Raw genomic sequence first — 14875 nt, forward strand, 5'->3', positions numbered from 1 at the left:
CAGATGGCACACAAAAAGGGAGCGGCCTCGACCCGCAACGGTCGTGACTCCAACGCCCAGCGCCTCGGCGTGAAGCGGTACGGCGGTCAGCTGGTGAACGCCGGCGAGATCATCGTCCGGCAGCGCGGCACGCACTTCCACCCGGGCAACCTGGTCGGCCGTGGCGGCGACGACACGCTGTTCGCGCTGGCCGAGGGCACCGTGGAGTTCGGCACCCGGCGCGGTCGCCGCGTCGTCAACATCGTCCCGGCGCCGGCGGAGTAACACCGCCACCCGGTTCACGAAGCTCTGTCGAAAGGGCGGGTCGCGGAATACCGCGCACCCGCCCTTTTGCTGTACCGGAGGCCATCTCAGGGGCCAACCCCTGAGTTGGCCGGTTGCGGACCGAGAATCTGGCTCCGCAACCGGCAAGCTCGAGGGTTGACCCCTGAGATGGCCTCGTGTGAACAGACTGTGTAGGACAGTTGTCTCAACAGGAAGTAGAGAACACCGATGGCCATCCCCAGTTTCGTCGACCGCGTCACGGTGCATGTCACCGCGGGCCGCGGCGGGAACGGCTGCGCCTCGGTGCACCGGGAGAAGTTCAAGCCGCTCGGCGGTCCCGACGGCGGCAACGGCGGTGACGGCGGCAGCGTGATCCTGCGCGTCGACCCGGACGTGACGACGCTCGTCGACTACCACCGCTCTAGCCACCGCACCGCGACGAACGGTGCCCAGGGCAAGGGTGACAACCAGGCCGGCAGCAACGGCGGCGACGTGGTCCTCGGCGTCCCGGACGGCACCGTCATCAGTACGGCGGACGGCGACGTCCTGGCCGATCTCGTCGGACCGGGGGCGGAGTTCGTCGCGGCGCAGGGCGGTAAGGGCGGTCTGGGCAACGCGGCGCTGGCGAGCAGTTCCCGTAAGGCACCCGGTTTCGCGCTGCTCGGTGAGGACGGCGAGGAGCGCACGCTCGTCCTGGAGCTGAAGGTCGTCGCGGACGTCGGCCTGGTCGGGTTCCCCAGCGCCGGCAAGTCGTCGCTGATCGCCGCGATCAGCCGCGCCCGGCCGAAGATCGCCGACTACCCGTTCACCACCCTGATCCCGAACCTCGGCGTCGTCGTTGCCGGTGACACCACGTTCACCGTCGCCGACGTCCCCGGTCTGATCGAGGGCGCGAGCGAAGGCCGTGGCCTCGGGTACGACTTCCTGCGGCACGTCGAGCGGTGCGCCGCGCTGGTCCACGTCGTCGACTGCGCGACGTACGAGCCGGGCCGCGACCCGTTGAGCGACCTGGACACGATCGAGGCCGAGCTGACCGCGCACGGCGGGCTCGAGGACCGGCCGCGACTCGTTGCCCTGAACAAGATCGACGTACCGGACGCGCGTGAGATCGCCGAGATGGTGCAGGCCGAGCTGGTGGAGCGCGGGTACCGGGTGTTCCCGATCTCGACCGCGTCGCACGAGGGCCTGGAGGCGCTGAAGTTCGCGATGGCCGAGATCGTCGTACGGCGGCGCGCGGAGCAGGAGAAGCCCGACACCACGCGGATCGTGATCCGGCCGCAGGTGCAGGGCGGGCCCGAGTTCAAGGTGAAGAAGCTGCCGGACGACGGCGGCTGGCTGGTCCAGGGCCAGAAGCCCGAGCGCTGGGTGAAGCAGACCGACTTCGCCAACGCGGAGGCGACCGGCTACCTCGCCGACCGGCTGAACCGGCTCGGCGTCGAGGAGGAGCTGCTGAAGCTCGGTGCGCGGCCGGGCGACGCGGTGGTGATCGGCGACGGTCCGAACGCGATCGTGTTCGACTTCGCGCCCGACGTGCAGGCCGGCGCGGAGATCCTCGCCCGGCGCGGTGAGGACCACCGGCTCGAGGAGGTTCGCCCCGCGGCACAGCGGCGGCAGGCCAAGGACACCGAGTACCACGCCTTCCGCGAGGGGGAGCGCGCCGAGGACTGGTCGCAGTACGGCGCGAACTGGGACGCCGACGAGGTCGACCTGTCCCCGGCCGCGGCGAAGCGAGCGGCAGAGGCCGCGGCGAAGCAGGCGCGCAAGGAGGCGCGCGAGCTGGCCGCGGCGGAGGATCTCGACCAGAACGGTTGATTTCATGAAGCATCGCGCGGAGGCGTTGAACGCCACGCGAATCGTCGTGAAGGTCGGCTCGTCATCGCTGACCCAGCGCGGCAAGATCGACCTGGAACGGCTCCGGCTGCTCGTCGACGCCATCGCGGCGCGCCGGGTGGCGGGCACCGAGGTCGTGCTCGTCTCCTCCGGCGCGATCGCCGCCGGGCTGGCCCCGATGGGGTTGCGGACCCGGCCGCGGGACCTGGCGACGCAGCAGGCGGCCGCCTCGGTCGGCCAGGGGCTGCTGATGGCCCGCTACAGCGACGCTTTCGCGGCCCACGGGCTGCGCGTCGGGCAGGTGCTGCTGACGGTCGACGACGTGACCCGGCGATCGCACTACCGCAACGCGTACCGGACGTTCGCCCGGCTGCTCGAGCTCGGCGTCGTGCCGATCGTGAACGAGAACGACACGGTCGCGACCACCGAGATCCGCTTCGGCGACAACGACCGGCTCGCGGCGCTGACCGGTCACCTGGTGCACGCGGACCTGCTGCTCCTGCTGTCCGACGTCGACGGCTTGTACGACGGTGATCCCCGCAAGCCCGGTACGTCGATGGTCACCGAGATCCGCGGCGCCGCCGACCTGGAACCGCTGGCGATCGGGAAGACCGGGGCGTCCGGCGTCGGCACGGGCGGGATGCAGACGAAGGTCGAGGCGGCCGCGATCGCCACGGAGGCAGGGATCCCGGTGATCCTCACCTCCGCCGGGCGGGTCGGCGAGGCACTTCGCGGAGAGCCGGTGGGCACGCTGTTCCACCCCACCGGCCGGCGCCGCAAGACACGCCTGCTGTGGCTCGCGCACGCGACCTCCGGCCAGGGCATCCTGCACCTCGACGAGGGTGCTGTGCGCGCCCTCACGCACCGCCGCGCGTCGCTGCTGCCGGCCGGCATCTCCGCCGTTGAAGGCACGTTCTCGGCCGGCGACCCTGTCGACCTCGTCTCGCCCTCAGGTGTCGTCGTCGCTCGCGGGCTGGTCAACTACGACGCGTCCGAGCTGCCCGACCTGCTCGGGCGTTCCACGCGGGACCTCGCGCGCGAGCTCGGAGCGGCGTACGAACGCGAGGTCGTGCACCGCGACGACCTCGTCCTGCTCTAACGGCGGCGCGCTCGGCTCCCGTCCGCTACCAGGACGACGAGCTGGACGATCATGGCGGCGATCGACCCGAAGAACCCGATCGCCAGCGCGATCCGTGCGAGCGGCACCCAAGGGTCCCCGAAGTCGAACGGGAAGACCTGCCAGACGCGGATGATCGCGACCAGTCCCACGCCGGTGACGGTCAGGTCACCCAGCGACTTCAGCCAGCGCGGGTCCGTCAGCAGATAGACGACGTTCACCGCGAGTCCCGCGATCAGCGTCGCGCTGACCCAGCCGAGCACCTGTTCGGTGTCGGACGTGAGGAACGGGACCTGCTGCCAGCCGGGCCAGACAAGGATGGCGTAGAGCGCGACGGCGTTGAACATGACGGCGAACACGTAGCCGGTCCGCCGGCTCGCCCGTGAGGGGCGGCGTTCGATCTGTTTGAGCATGATCGCACCTCCTCGGCACGAGTCTCGCCGAGGCGGTGGCGACTGTCCCGTCCCAGAGGTCCCGTTCTGCCGGGACCGAGTCCTCTGGACGCCGTACGGCGTCGCGCCGAGTCTGGAGGCGATGTATGAGCGGTTGAGACCAGGGGAGGCCGACAGATATGGGAAAGCCGGACAAGACGCAGTCGGACGTTCTCGAAGTGCTGCGCGGAGTGGTGGACAGTGTGAAGGCCGGAACGGTGTTCGGTGCTCCGGTGAGCTACAAGGGGCTCACGGTGCTTCCGGTCGCACGGATCGCCGGCGGCGGAGGCGGCGGCCGGGGCGAGGACGCCAACGGGCGCGGCGCCGAGGGGTCCGGCGGTGGGATCGGCCTGTCCGCACGGCCGGTCGGCGTCTACGTCATCAAGGACGACGAGGTCACCTGGTCGCCGGCAGTCGACGTCACCAAGGTCGTTCTCGGCGGTCAGATCGTGGGCATCGTGGCGCTGCTGACGCTGCGGACCCTGTTCAAGATCCTCCGCGACCGCCGGCAGCGGGCTCCCGAGCAAGAGCCTCGCAAGCAGGAGTCTCGCGAGTCTCGCGAGCGGGAGCCTCTCGAGCCAGAGCCTGCGGTGCCACAACCTACGATGACGGTGTGAAGCTCGCCTGGGGCCTCCTCGCCGCCTGGATCGTCCACGACCTCGAGGAACTCGCCACGATGCCGTCGTTCTCGCAGCAGCCGGATCTGCCGGCACCGCTGACGAAGGTGCTGCCGATGTCGCGGACGGAGGCAGCCACCGCGATCGGCCTGACCGGCATCGCGATGGCGGCCGCCTCCGCCGCGGGCGCCGCGACGGGCGGACGCAGCAAGTTCTTCCAAGCGTCGCTGCTGGGCTTCGGTCTGCACGCCGGCACGCACATCGCCCAGTCGGTGGTCCTCCGGCGCTACACGCCCGGCCTGGTCACCACGCCGCTGGTCGTGATCCCGTTCAGCGTGTGGGCCTGGCGTCGGCTGCGCGCGGACGGCGTGCCGATCGCACCGCCCGACCGCCGCCTCAACCTCGCCCTCGCCGCAGTCGTCCCACTGGCCCACGCCCTGGCCCGCCTGCCACGCCTACGCCGCCGGTGATCTGCGGTACAGCGGTACCGACGTCGGCCAGCGCGAACACGACGCGGTCGATCATCTGGCCGACTTTGTGCACCCACCGCGCATTTTCGCCGCGATCTCGTGGTCGGTGGGTGCACAAAGTCCATCTGAGAGACGAGGGGGCAGGGAGGCGGCGGGGCCGCACTACGATGAAGGGGTGAGCGAGATCATCGAGCTGGCGCGGCGGGCGCGCGTGGCGTCGTACGCGTTGGCGGAGGCGTCCCGGGCAACCAAGGACGCGGCGTTGCACGCGATGGCTGCGGCGCTGCGGGACAACACGGACGCGATCGTCGAGGCGAACGCCGTCGACGTCGCCGCGGCGCGGGAAGCCGGTACGCCGGAGTCCACCGTCGACCGCCTGGCGCTGAACCCGGCGCGCGTCGACGGGATGGCGGCCGGGTTGGAGCAGCTCGCCGGCCTCGCGGACCCGATCGGCGAGGTCGTCCGCGGATACACGCTGCCCAACGGCCTCGAGCTCCGCCAGGTGCGGGTTCCGTTCGGCGTCGTCGGCATCATCTACGAGGCCCGTCCGAACGTGACCGCCGACGCCGCGGGCATCTGCCTGAAGTCCGGCAACGCTGTCCTGCTGCGCGGTTCGTCGTCCGCGGCCGCGTCCAACAAGGCGATCATCGCCGTACTGCGGGATGCTGCCGAGTCGGCGGGGTTGCCGGCCGACGTCGTCCAGGGCGTGCCGACGGACCGGGCCGCGGTCAAGGAGCTCATGCAGGCGCGCGGGCTGGTCGACGTACTGATCCCGCGTGGCGGCGCCGGGCTGATCCAGACCGTCGTGAGCGAGTCGTCCGTGCCGGTGATCGAGACCGGTGTCGGCAACTGTCACGTATACATCGACGCGGACGCGGATCTCGGCCTCGGTCTGGAGATCCTGCTGAACTCGAAGACCCAGCGCCCGAGCGTCTGCAACGCGGCCGAGTCGCTGCTGGTCCACGCGGATGTCGCCGAGGAGTTCCTGGCCCGCGCGCTGCCCGCCCTCGCCGAAGCCGGTGTGACCGTGCACGGCGACGCGGCGGTAGTTGCTGCTGGCAATGGTGTGGTGGCGGCGACCGAGGAGGACTACGGGACCGAGTACAACTCGCTCGACCTGTCGGCCGCGGTCGTCGGCTCGCTCGAGGACGCCGTGCAGCACATCCGCCGGTACAGCTCGGGTCACACCGACGCGATTATCACCCGCTCGCAGGCGGCCGCGCGGCGCTTCACGACCGCGGTCGACTCGGCGGCGGTCGTGGTGAACGCCAGCACCCGCTTCACCGACGGCGGCGAGTTCGGCTTCGGCGCCGAGATCGGCATCTCCACCCAGAAACTCCACGCCCGCGGGCCGATGGGCCTGCCCGAGATGACCTCCACCAAGTACGTCGTCACCGGCGAAGGCCAGATCCGCACCTGATCAGGCCGGGCCGGGCGTCCACGTCAGGGCGCCGGTCCGGAGGTCGTCGAGCACGCTGTCGATCCATTCGGCTTCGGCGACCGTGACGGCGACCTGGTACTCCGACTCCAGAAGAGCGAAGCGGGGGACCGGGTGGCCGTCGACCTCGGACCCGAGCTCCAGTTGCAGTTCGGCGATGCGCTTCGTCAAGCGCTCGCGGCGTTGTGCGAGGAGCTCGCCGGCTGTCTGCGGTGGTAACAGCATCACGAACGACAGGCCCGCGGGGAACTCGGGGAACTCGTTGCGCGGCGTGGTGAGGATCTCCGCCAGCCATTCCCGGCAGATCGTGCGCCCCTCGTCGGTGAGGTGGTAGACGGTCCGCTCGGGGTACCGCTCGTCCCGCTCCGTCGCGCCCGCCGTGATCAGTCCGGCTTCCTCCAGGCGCACGATCATCCGGTACAGGCTGGTCCGTTGGCCGACGTTGACCACCTGGTCCTTGCCCCACTGCTTCAGCAGCCGCTGGATCCCGTACGGATGCAGCGGCCCGTTCTCCAGCAGGCCGAGGATCGCGAGCGCCAGCGACGAGCGTCGAAAAGTCACGCTCCAACCATAGGGGCTTGAGAAACTAGTTGCAATGTAACTAGAGCACATGTAACTATCGATTCATGAGATCAGCAGAATTGACCCAAGGTGCCGTCGCCTCCCGCGACGGCACCGAGATCGGCTACTACACGACCGGGCAGGGACCTGCGGTCGTCGTCCTGCACGGCAGCATGGAATCCGCCCGCAGTCACACCTTGTTCGCGGAGGCGTTGGCCGACGAGTTCACCGTCTACCTGCCGGACCGCCGCGGCCGCGGGCTCTCGGGTCCGCATCGGCCGGACCACAACGTCCGCACCGAGATCGAGGACCTGGAAGCCGTCCTCGACGCGGCCGGGGCGCAGCGCGCGTTCGGTGTCAGCGCCGGGGGAGCGGTGGTCCTCGAGGCGGCCCGCACCCTCCCGTCCTTGAAACAGGTCGCGCTGTATGAGCCCGCGATCGTCGCCGACGGCGCTCCGCACCGCGAGTGGCTGGCGCGGTTCGACCGGGAGATCGCCCGCGGGGATGTCGCCGGCGCGATGGTGACGAGCATGTTCGGCTTCGAGATGGCGCCGCCGTTCTTGAAGGTGATGCCGCGCGGCCTGCTCCGCTGGATGACCGAGAAGATGATGGCGAAGGAAGAGCGCCAGGCCGCGCGGGGTGCGATCACCATGCGGCAGCTCGCCCCCACGATCCACGCCGAGGGCGCGATCGTCGCCGAACTGGCCGGCTCCTTCGACGCGTTCCGTACGGTCGACGCCGAGGTGCTGCTCCTTGGCGGTAGCAAGGGCCTGCCTGGCCTCGAGCCCGGTCGCGCGACGCTGGAGAAGGTGCTGCCGCATTGCCGCCGGATCGAGTTCGACGGCTACGACCACGGCTCGTCCTCGGACCCGGGCGGCGTCAACCCGAACGGCAAGCCCGAGGCCGTCCGCCGCATCGCCGCCGAGGTGAAGTCGTTCTTCAATCAGTCGTGAGCGCCCACTCGACCGCGTCGGCGATATCGGTGACGGGATACCGGACCGATCGCACCACCCGGTCCGCGCCCACGATCAGGACGAACCGTTTCAGCCGCTCGTACCCACCCGCGCGGAACGTCGGCAGCCGCAGCGCGGCCGTCAGCTCCAGATCGAGATCGGACAGCAGCAGGTGTGGGATTTCCTCCGCTTGAGCGAACGCCTGCTGCTCGTCGGTCCGCTGCGTACTCACCCCGCGCACCGCGATCCCCTTCGCCGCAAACTCGTCGTACCGCGCCGCGAACAGCCGGTTCTCCAAGGTGCAACCGGCGGCCCCGGGGATCTCACCCCAACCATCCGGCAACGGAGTCGGCCGACCCGTCGCCGGATACCCAAAGATCACAGTGGCCCGCCCGCCCACATCAACCACGTCAACCGTGGCACCGCGCGCCGACAGACCATCGACGTCAACCGCCGAGCCACGGGCGGAGCGGGCGTCGGCGTCCGCGCCGCCCGCCGCCGGGTCGTCGGCCGTCGTGCCGCGCGCTGCCGGGGCGTCGGCTGTCGTGCTGCGGGTTGACGGTAGGGCGACGTACGGGATCCGCTGGCCCACGAGGTCGTGCAGGCGCTGTGCCGGCGGCTCGTCTGCGGCGTTGGTTCCGGTCAGCGAGCCGTCCCCGAGCAGCCAGCGGTCGCCCCAGTCCTGCAGTGCGACGAGCACAGGCAGCAGCGCGCGACCGCGCGGCGTCAGCTCGTACGCGTACCGCGTCGGCCGGTCCTGATACGCAGTTTTGTTGACAATCCGGCTGTCGACCAGGCTGTTCAGCCGCTCGGTCAGCACCTTCCGCGAGATGTGCAGCGAGCCCGCGAGCTCGTCGAACCGCGACAACCCGCGCGCCAGGTCGCGGACGATCAGCAGCTCCCAGCCGTCGCCGATGACGCCGAGGGACTGCGCGATCGCACAGTCCGGCTCGGGCGAGAAGGTGCTCCGCCGCACGTCCGCACTCCTTCGAATCCAGTTGCCGCCCCGACGGCCCGTCGAGTAAGTTCCCGACAGGAACTCACTCTAGCTCAGGGGGCGGACGTGTACTGGCGCCGAATCGCGGAACTGCCCACCTGGCTCCAGGCCGTGATGGTCGGCCAGCTCGTCAACGGCGCCGGTGCGCTCGCCTGGATCTACCTCACGCTCTACCTCGTCGAGGATCGCGGCATGTCGGCGCAACAGGCCGGCTTCGCCGCGGCGGCGTACGGCGTCGGTCTGGTCGGCGGCAACCTGGGCGGCGGATGGTTCGGCGACCGTTTCGGCCTGCGTACGGCGGCGCTCGCGAGCCAGCTGCTGTGGGCGATCTCCTGTCTGGCCATGCCGTTGGTGCCCGGTCCGTCGATCGCCGTCGTCGCCGCGCTGGCCGGCCTCTTCGGCGGTGCCGGGCGTCCCAATCTCAGCGCCCTCGTCGCCACCTCACTCCCGGCCGAGCGTCGGCGTGAGGGCATCGCGCTGTCTCGCACCGCCTCGAACGCCGGTTTCACCATCGGCCCGCCGCTCGGGGGTCTGCTCGCGGCGTACGACTTCTCGCTGGTGTTCGTCGTCGACGCGGTCACCAGCCTCGTCATGGCCGCGATCATCTGGCGCTGGGTCCCGAATGCCCGACAGACAACAGGATTGTCGACAACCGGATTGTGGAAGACGGTCCTGAGGGATCGCGCGGTTCTGGCCGTGCTGGTGACGATCGTGGTCGTCGACACCGTCTACCGCCAGATCTTCGCGACGATGCCGTTGCTGCTACGCGACGCGGGCACGACGACGGTCGCGTACGGCGTGCTGCTCGGCGCCAGCTCGGTCGTGATCGTTCTGTGCGAGGCCCCGCTCGCCGTACGGCTGCGCGGCCATCGCGCGACCCGAGTGATCGCGGCAGGCTTCGCGTGCATCGGTATCGGGTTGGCCGTGCTCGGCGTCTGGCCGGCGCTCGGCGGTGCGGCGGTGGCGATCGCCGTGATGACGGCGGGGGAGATGCTCTACAAGCCGACCGCCACGGCGCATGTCGCCGACGCGGCGCCGGACGGAATGGTCGGGCGGTACTCCAGCCTGTACGCCGCCGCCTCGATCAGCGGCATGTTCCTCGCGCCGGCGATCGGCGGTACGACGTACCAGCACGCCCCGGGGCTGCTCTACCCCGTCGCCGCGGGCCTCGCGCTCGCGGCGGGTGCCGTACTGCTGCTCAGTCGGGCAGGGGCGCGGGACGTCCTTCCCAGCGAGTCGACAGCACAACCGTCGTCCGCGTCCTGACCACGCCGTTCACGCGGCGCAGCGACCCCACGACCGCCTCCAGTTGGGTCACGTCGGCGACCCGCACCTTGACCACGAGCTCCTGGTCGCCGGCGACGAACCAGCAGTCCTCGACCGCGGGGATCTCACGGACCTGCTCCACCACGTCGTCGGTCTCGACGTCGTCGCGCTGGAACAGCCCGATCAGCGCACTCGTGCCCAGGCCGACTTGTTCCGGGGCGACCACGGCGCGGTACCCGAGCAGTACGCCGCGCTCCTCGAGACGCCGTACCCGCTCCTGCACGCTCGGGCCGGACAAGCCGACCTCCCGGCCCAGCTCGGCCCAGCTGGACCGGCCGTTCAGCCGGAGCGCCTCGATCAGCTGCCGGTCGATCGCGTCCATGACGCCTCCCGTTCACCACAGATTCCAAGGTCAGGAATGCTCTGTGCCTTTAATTCGTTTGTGAGAGCGTAGCCCTTACCGTACAATTTGAGGTACCGGGGACAGTCCACCCCGGTTCCGCCGTACCAACCCAGTGAAGGAATCATGATCACCCCCGATGTTGCCCGTGCCCGGATCGACGAGATGCACCGTGTCGCCGCGCAGGCCCGCCGCGCGCACGCCGCGCCGTCCAACTGGCGCCGGCTGCTGACCCGTACCGCCCGCCTCCGCTGACCTTCCTATCGCGACCGGTGCGCCTGGGCGAGAGTCCAGGGCCACCGGTCGCTGTCGTCTCCGCGGTCACGAGATAGGCTCTGCCTCATGCTCACGTACTTGGTGCCGCAGATCGCGGCGGTCGAAGAGGCCGCGGTCGAGGCCTCGCACATCTCGAAGTGGTGGTTCGGCGGGTTCGCGCTGTTCGTGCTCGTCCTGCTGCTGCTCGTCACCGTCATCATGGGCAAGGGCCGGCCGCACAGCTGAGCGGCTCGATGGGCATGGCGGCGGTGGAGCGGGTACGACGCATCGGCGTGATGGGTGGCACGTTCGACCCGATCCATCACGGGCACCTGGTCGCGGCCAGCGAGGTGCAGTCCTACTTCGACCTCGACGAGGTGATCTTCGTCCCGACCGGCCAGCCCTGGCAGAAGTCGGACCGGAAGGTCTCCCCGCCCGAGGACCGGTACCTGATGACCGTCATCGCGACCGCGTCCAACCCGAGGTTCTCGGTCAGCCGCGTGGACATCGACCGGCCGGGTCCGACGTACACGATCGACACCCTGCGCGACCTGTCCAGGCTGTACCCGGACGCCGAGCTGTTCTTCATCACCGGCGCCGACGCGCTCGCCCAGATCCTCACCTGGCGGGACGTCGACGAGATGTTCAAGCTGGCCCAGTTCGTCGGCTGTACGCGGCCCGGCACCGAAGGACTCGAACTGCCGCTGGACCAGCTGCCGATGGACCGGATCACCCTGCTCGAGGTGCCGGCACTGGCGATCTCGTCGACCGAGTGCCGCGCCCGGGTCGCCAAGGGCAACCCGACCTGGTACCTGGTGCCGGACGGGATCGTCCAGTACATCGCCAAGCGTGAGCTCTACACCAACCGTTAGGACGTCCATGTCTGCCAGTGAACGCGCCATCGAGCTGCTGACCGCAGCCGCGGAAGCGGCCCACGACAAGAAGGCCGAGAACGTCCTCGCCTTCGACGTCTCCGAGCAGCTCGCCATCACCGACGCCTTCCTGGTCGCGTCCGCCTCGAACGACCGCCAGGTCCGCGCGATCGTGGACGCGATCGAGGAGAAGCTGCGCGTCGACTTCGACGCCAAGCCGGTCCGCCGCGAGGGCGCCCGCGAAGGCCGCTGGGTGCTGCTCGACTACCTCGAGATCGTCATCCACGTCCAGCACGACGAGGAGCGCTCGTTCTACTCCCTGGAGCGCCTGTGGCGCGACTGCCCGGCCATCCCGCTGCCGTCGCCCGTCCCCGGCGTCTCTGAATGAGCGCAGGACGGCTGATCGTCTGGCGGCACGGCCGGACCGAGTGGAACCTGCAGGACAAGATCCAAGGCCAGGCCGATATCCCGCTCGACTCGGTCGGCCTGACGCAGGCCCGAGCCGCGGCCGCCCGGCTCGCCTCCCTCGCGCCCACCCGGCTCTTCGCCAGCGACCTCCAACGCGCCGCGGCCACCGCCGGTGAGCTCTCGTTGCTGACCGGTCTGAAGATCGAGTACGACGAAGCGCTCCGCGAGATCGACGTCGACGACTGGGCCGGCCTCACCATGTCCGAGCTCGCCGCCATGAACCCGGAGGCCGCCGCCCGCATCCGCAGCGGCGAACCGCAGCGCCGCGGCTCCAACGGCGAAACCGTCGAAGAGGTCGCCACCCGCTTCTCCGAGGCCCTCACCCGGATCTCTCTGGAAGGAACCTCCGAGGACACCATCGTCGTCGCCAGCCACGGCCTCGCCGCCCGCGTCGGCATCTGCCTGTTCCTCGGCATCCCCCAAGCCAACTGGCCCGCCTTCGGCGGCCTCTCCAACTGCAACTGGGTCTCCCTCCTCCCCGGCCGAGCCGGCTGGCGAATCGAAGAATGGAACGCGGGCTCCCTCCCCGAGCCAGTAATGAGCGACGACCCCCAGCGCTAGAGGCCTTGCAGGACACCGCCCATCGGACACCGCTCGCGGCGACTGTTCTTCTGGCCGCCTCCGGCGGCGCGTATCTGGTCCGCGGGCAGCCGCCCGGCGTACGGGCTGTTGTCGTGTGACGATGCCCGCAAGGACACCGCTTCGCGGCGGCTGACTGTTGGCCGCCGCAGTCGGCGTGCCTCGCGGGCGACCGCCTCGGCGTACAAGCTGTTGTCTGGTGACGACGCCCCGAAGGGCACCGCTCCGCGGCGACTGTCTTTCTGGCCGCCTCCGGCGGCGCACATCCGGTCCGCGGACCGCCCGGCGTACGGGCTGCTGTCGTGTGGCGACGCGCCGAAAGGACACCGCTTCGCGTGACTGTCTCTGGCTGGCGTCGCCGGCGGCTTGGCCAGTCCTGGGCCGGACTGAGACGCCGCGTGCGTGCTGGAGTAGAGCGTTGCCGGATCGGCCTCCAGCGGGCCTAGTCCGCCGCCGCACAGGTGAGGTCCTGGGTACCGTTGCCCCAGGGCCTTGTTCACGTGCTGCTGGCGGCGCTGCGACATACCGTGGGCCCGCAGCAGAGCAGCTAAGACACGCCCGTCAGCGGGCCCTGGAAGGGGTGTCGCGTACCTCACCAGCCCCACGAGGGAACCGATTTTTCTTTGCAGGCCCTCATCCGCTAAGCTTTCGGAGTCGCAAGACACCGCGGGGCTTTGGCGCAGTTGGTAGCGCGCTTCCATGGCATGGAAGAGGTCAGGGGTTCGAATCCCCTAAGCTCCACCGCAGACCAGAGGCCGGTTTCCCACTCGGGAGACCGGCCTTTTGGATGACCTGAGTGACCACCGTTTCTGGGTCAGCAGTTGGCTCATCGCTTGGACTCCCGCGGGTGGGGATCGGCCGGAGCTCGTGAGCGTAGACGGTCCGCCACCTCAGTGTCCTTGTGGCCGACCAACAGAGAGATTTACTCGATCACTCCGCTTGCACTGATGACACGAACCCGCGGTAGGAATCGCGGACACGCACGCGGCGTCGATTCGGTTCATCCAAGAGGCTGTGACCTTTCTCCCCGTTTCCGGTTGGGCGCCGGGCGCCAGATCGACGTGCTACTGGATGCGGGCCGGGCACACGGCGTCGGCCGCAGATCCGGAAGGACCATCACCATGTCTCAGAGCATCAAACGCCGCCTCGCCCACGGCATCGGCGCCGCCGTCGTCGCGACCGCCGCTTCCGCCACCCTTGCCGTTGGCGCGGCGGAAGCGAGCACCCAGGTGACACCGCTGGCGGGGATCACGGTGCCGGGCGACCCGACCGCAGCGCCCGCAGGCCTCGTCGCGAGCCTGGAAGGCCGGAACGAAGTAGCTGGCGGTGATCCGGACGGGCAAGCGCTGGAACTCATCGGGATCGAGGGCAACACGCTCAGCTACTCGGTGTCCTGGCGCGGCATCAGCAGCCCGACCGAGGCAGCCATCCACGCCGCCGGTCGAGGAGCGGACGGGCCGGTCGTCGTACCTTTGTTCACCAAGCCGAGCGGAGGGGGTAGCTTCGCTTCCGGCAGCGTCACGGTCACCGACCCAAGTGTGCTTGACGCGTTGCGCTCAAACCCGAGCGGCTTCTACACCGACCTGCGCAACACTGACTTCCCGAACGGCGCCGTACGTGGCCAGCTGCACCTGCTCAGTCACGCGGTCAGCACGACCGGAGTGGCCGCGCTGCAGGAGTCGGTGGTCCTCGGCAGCCAGATCTACGCCTGCACCGCGCAACTCGACGGCTCGTTCGCCTTTACGCAGAACAATGTCGACGCGCACCTCACCGGCGGCATCCACCACACCTTCGTCCAGCCGGTCGCCGGCCCGCCCCAGTGGCAAGCACCCGACGGCAGCGCGGTCAGCGGCACCAAGGTCGTCACAAGGAACGGGAACGGAGCGGGCAACATCGCCGAACTGGACCTCGACGCGACTCAGATCGGCGACTCGACCGGCCTGCTGGCGAAGGCAGTCGAGGTGCTGCGCCTCAACACGGTCGGCGGCGTCGCCCCGGCCGGTAACTGCGACCCGCACGTCACGCCGATCGTCAATGTCCCGTACCAGGCCGACTATCTGTTCATCAACGGCTAACCAGTTTCGATCTGATTAGTCGCCGCGTGCTGGCGTCTGACGTAGCTTCGGTTTGATCGGCGCGATTGCCTCGGCCCCTTGAGCTTGAAGGGATCGAGGCAATCGTTGGTCAGCCGGCCGCCATGTCGCACGCTAACGCCCGGCTGGCGGCAAGGACGCTCTAGGCGCAACTGTGAATGGCATGGAATGTCGGTTCCGGCTGAATACTGACCCTCTGGTTCCGGGTGAACTTTGACCCACCTCCGTGACGATCGTGAGGTGTTGAACGTGGAGGACTGGGCG

Annotated in this window: 18 protein-coding genes and 1 tRNA gene; 15 read left to right on the forward strand and 4 right to left on the reverse strand. The window is 69.6% G+C overall.

Annotation, left to right across the window (positions count from 1 at the left end; translation table 11 throughout):
• Positions 1 to 3: 3 nt before the first annotated feature.
• From rpmA to proB, 3 genes are all read left to right on the forward strand, one after another.
• Positions 4 to 264, forward strand: a complete 261-nt coding sequence (rpmA, locus tag AB0L64_RS20975) for a 50S ribosomal protein L27 (protein WP_132152713.1) — start codon at positions 4 to 6, stop codon at positions 262 to 264.
• 228 nt (positions 265 to 492) lie between these two features.
• Complete coding sequence (gene obgE, locus AB0L64_RS20980) at positions 493 to 2076, forward strand: GTPase ObgE (RefSeq protein ID WP_363712334.1); 1584 nt, start codon at positions 493 to 495, stop codon at positions 2074 to 2076.
• A 4-nt stretch (positions 2077 to 2080) separates the two neighbouring features.
• Positions 2081 to 3193, forward strand: a complete 1113-nt coding sequence (gene proB / locus AB0L64_RS20985) for a glutamate 5-kinase (RefSeq protein ID WP_363712336.1) — start codon at positions 2081 to 2083, stop codon at positions 3191 to 3193.
• Here proB and AB0L64_RS20990 read toward each other — a convergent pair.
• Positions 3190 to 3624, reverse strand: a complete 435-nt coding sequence (locus AB0L64_RS20990) for a hypothetical protein (protein ID WP_363712338.1) — start codon at positions 3622 to 3624, stop codon at positions 3190 to 3192. The genes proB and AB0L64_RS20990 overlap by 4 nt on opposite strands.
• Before the next feature lie 158 nt (positions 3625 to 3782).
• On the opposite strand from AB0L64_RS20990, the gene AB0L64_RS20995 reads away from it, so the two are divergent.
• From AB0L64_RS20995 to AB0L64_RS21005, 3 genes are all read left to right on the forward strand, one after another.
• Entirely contained in the window at positions 3783 to 4259 is a 477-nt protein-coding gene (locus tag AB0L64_RS20995) for a spore germination protein GerW family protein (RefSeq protein WP_363712340.1), read from the forward strand.
• Positions 4256 to 4729, forward strand: coding sequence for an HXXEE domain-containing protein (locus AB0L64_RS21000; protein WP_363712342.1), 474 nt, complete (start codon positions 4256 to 4258; stop codon positions 4727 to 4729). The genes AB0L64_RS20995 and AB0L64_RS21000 overlap by 4 nt, the downstream gene beginning before the upstream one ends.
• A 175-nt stretch (positions 4730 to 4904) precedes the next feature.
• Positions 4905 to 6149, forward strand: a complete 1245-nt coding sequence (locus tag AB0L64_RS21005; protein ID WP_359937794.1) for a glutamate-5-semialdehyde dehydrogenase — start codon at positions 4905 to 4907, stop codon at positions 6147 to 6149.
• On the opposite strand, the gene AB0L64_RS21010 is transcribed toward AB0L64_RS21005, so the two are convergent.
• Positions 6150 to 6728 (reverse strand): PadR family transcriptional regulator, encoded by a 579-nt coding sequence (locus AB0L64_RS21010; RefSeq protein ID WP_363712344.1) that lies wholly within the window; start codon positions 6726 to 6728, stop codon positions 6150 to 6152.
• A 65-nt stretch (positions 6729 to 6793) separates the two neighbouring features.
• Here AB0L64_RS21010 and AB0L64_RS21015 point away from each other — a divergent pair, with 65 nt between their 5' ends.
• The gene (locus AB0L64_RS21015) at positions 6794 to 7681 is read left to right on the forward strand and encodes an alpha/beta hydrolase (RefSeq protein ID WP_363712346.1); all 888 of its coding nucleotides are present in this window, start codon (positions 6794 to 6796) and stop codon (positions 7679 to 7681) included.
• Here the strand turns inward: AB0L64_RS21015 and AB0L64_RS21020 are convergent.
• Positions 7668 to 8657, reverse strand: coding sequence for a winged helix-turn-helix transcriptional regulator (locus tag AB0L64_RS21020; RefSeq protein ID WP_363712348.1), 990 nt, complete (start codon positions 8655 to 8657; stop codon positions 7668 to 7670). The two genes, AB0L64_RS21015 and AB0L64_RS21020, sit on opposite strands and share 14 nt — an antisense overlap.
• A gap of 87 nt (positions 8658 to 8744) precedes the next feature.
• Between AB0L64_RS21020 and AB0L64_RS21025 the strand changes: the two genes are divergently transcribed.
• Complete coding sequence (locus tag AB0L64_RS21025; protein ID WP_363712350.1) at positions 8745 to 9944, forward strand: MFS transporter; 1200 nt, start codon at positions 8745 to 8747, stop codon at positions 9942 to 9944.
• Here AB0L64_RS21025 and AB0L64_RS21030 read toward each other — a convergent pair.
• A complete protein-coding gene (locus AB0L64_RS21030; RefSeq protein WP_355689279.1) occupies positions 9877 to 10326 on the reverse strand; it encodes an Lrp/AsnC family transcriptional regulator in 450 nt (149 codons plus the stop codon). The genes AB0L64_RS21025 and AB0L64_RS21030 overlap by 68 nt on opposite strands.
• A gap of 144 nt (positions 10327 to 10470) precedes the next feature.
• On the opposite strand from AB0L64_RS21030, the gene AB0L64_RS21035 reads away from it, so the two are divergent.
• The 7 genes from AB0L64_RS21035 to AB0L64_RS21065 all read left to right on the forward strand — a co-directional run bounded on the left by AB0L64_RS21035 (position 10471) and on the right by AB0L64_RS21065 (position 14593).
• Positions 10471 to 10599, forward strand: coding sequence for a hypothetical protein (locus tag AB0L64_RS21035; RefSeq protein ID WP_363712353.1), 129 nt, complete (start codon positions 10471 to 10473; stop codon positions 10597 to 10599).
• 87 nt (positions 10600 to 10686) lie between these two features.
• Positions 10687 to 10845 carry a hypothetical protein gene (locus AB0L64_RS21040; protein WP_355483897.1) on the forward strand — a complete coding sequence of 53 codons (159 nt, stop codon included), beginning with the start codon at positions 10687 to 10689 and terminating at the stop codon, positions 10843 to 10845.
• A gap of 14 nt (positions 10846 to 10859) precedes the next feature.
• Complete coding sequence (gene nadD, locus AB0L64_RS21045) at positions 10860 to 11471, forward strand: nicotinate-nucleotide adenylyltransferase (RefSeq protein WP_355689722.1); 612 nt, start codon at positions 10860 to 10862, stop codon at positions 11469 to 11471.
• Positions 11472 to 11478: 7 nt separating this feature from the next.
• A complete protein-coding gene (gene rsfS, locus AB0L64_RS21050; protein ID WP_355689275.1) occupies positions 11479 to 11859 on the forward strand; it encodes a ribosome silencing factor in 381 nt (126 codons plus the stop codon).
• Positions 11856 to 12500, forward strand: a complete 645-nt coding sequence (locus tag AB0L64_RS21055) for a histidine phosphatase family protein (protein ID WP_363712356.1) — start codon at positions 11856 to 11858, stop codon at positions 12498 to 12500. The genes rsfS and AB0L64_RS21055 overlap by 4 nt, the downstream gene beginning before the upstream one ends.
• A gap of 686 nt (positions 12501 to 13186) precedes the next feature.
• A tRNA-Ala gene (locus AB0L64_RS21060) sits at positions 13187 to 13259 on the forward strand.
• A gap of 380 nt (positions 13260 to 13639) precedes the next feature.
• Positions 13640 to 14593 carry a CHRD domain-containing protein gene (locus tag AB0L64_RS21065; RefSeq protein ID WP_363712358.1) on the forward strand — a complete coding sequence of 318 codons (954 nt, stop codon included), beginning with the start codon at positions 13640 to 13642 and terminating at the stop codon, positions 14591 to 14593.
• Positions 14594 to 14875 lie beyond the last annotated feature (282 nt).

This window comes from Kribbella sp. NPDC051936, from assembly GCF_040680955.1.
Classification (GTDB): Bacteria; Actinomycetota; Actinomycetes; order Propionibacteriales; family Kribbellaceae; genus Kribbella.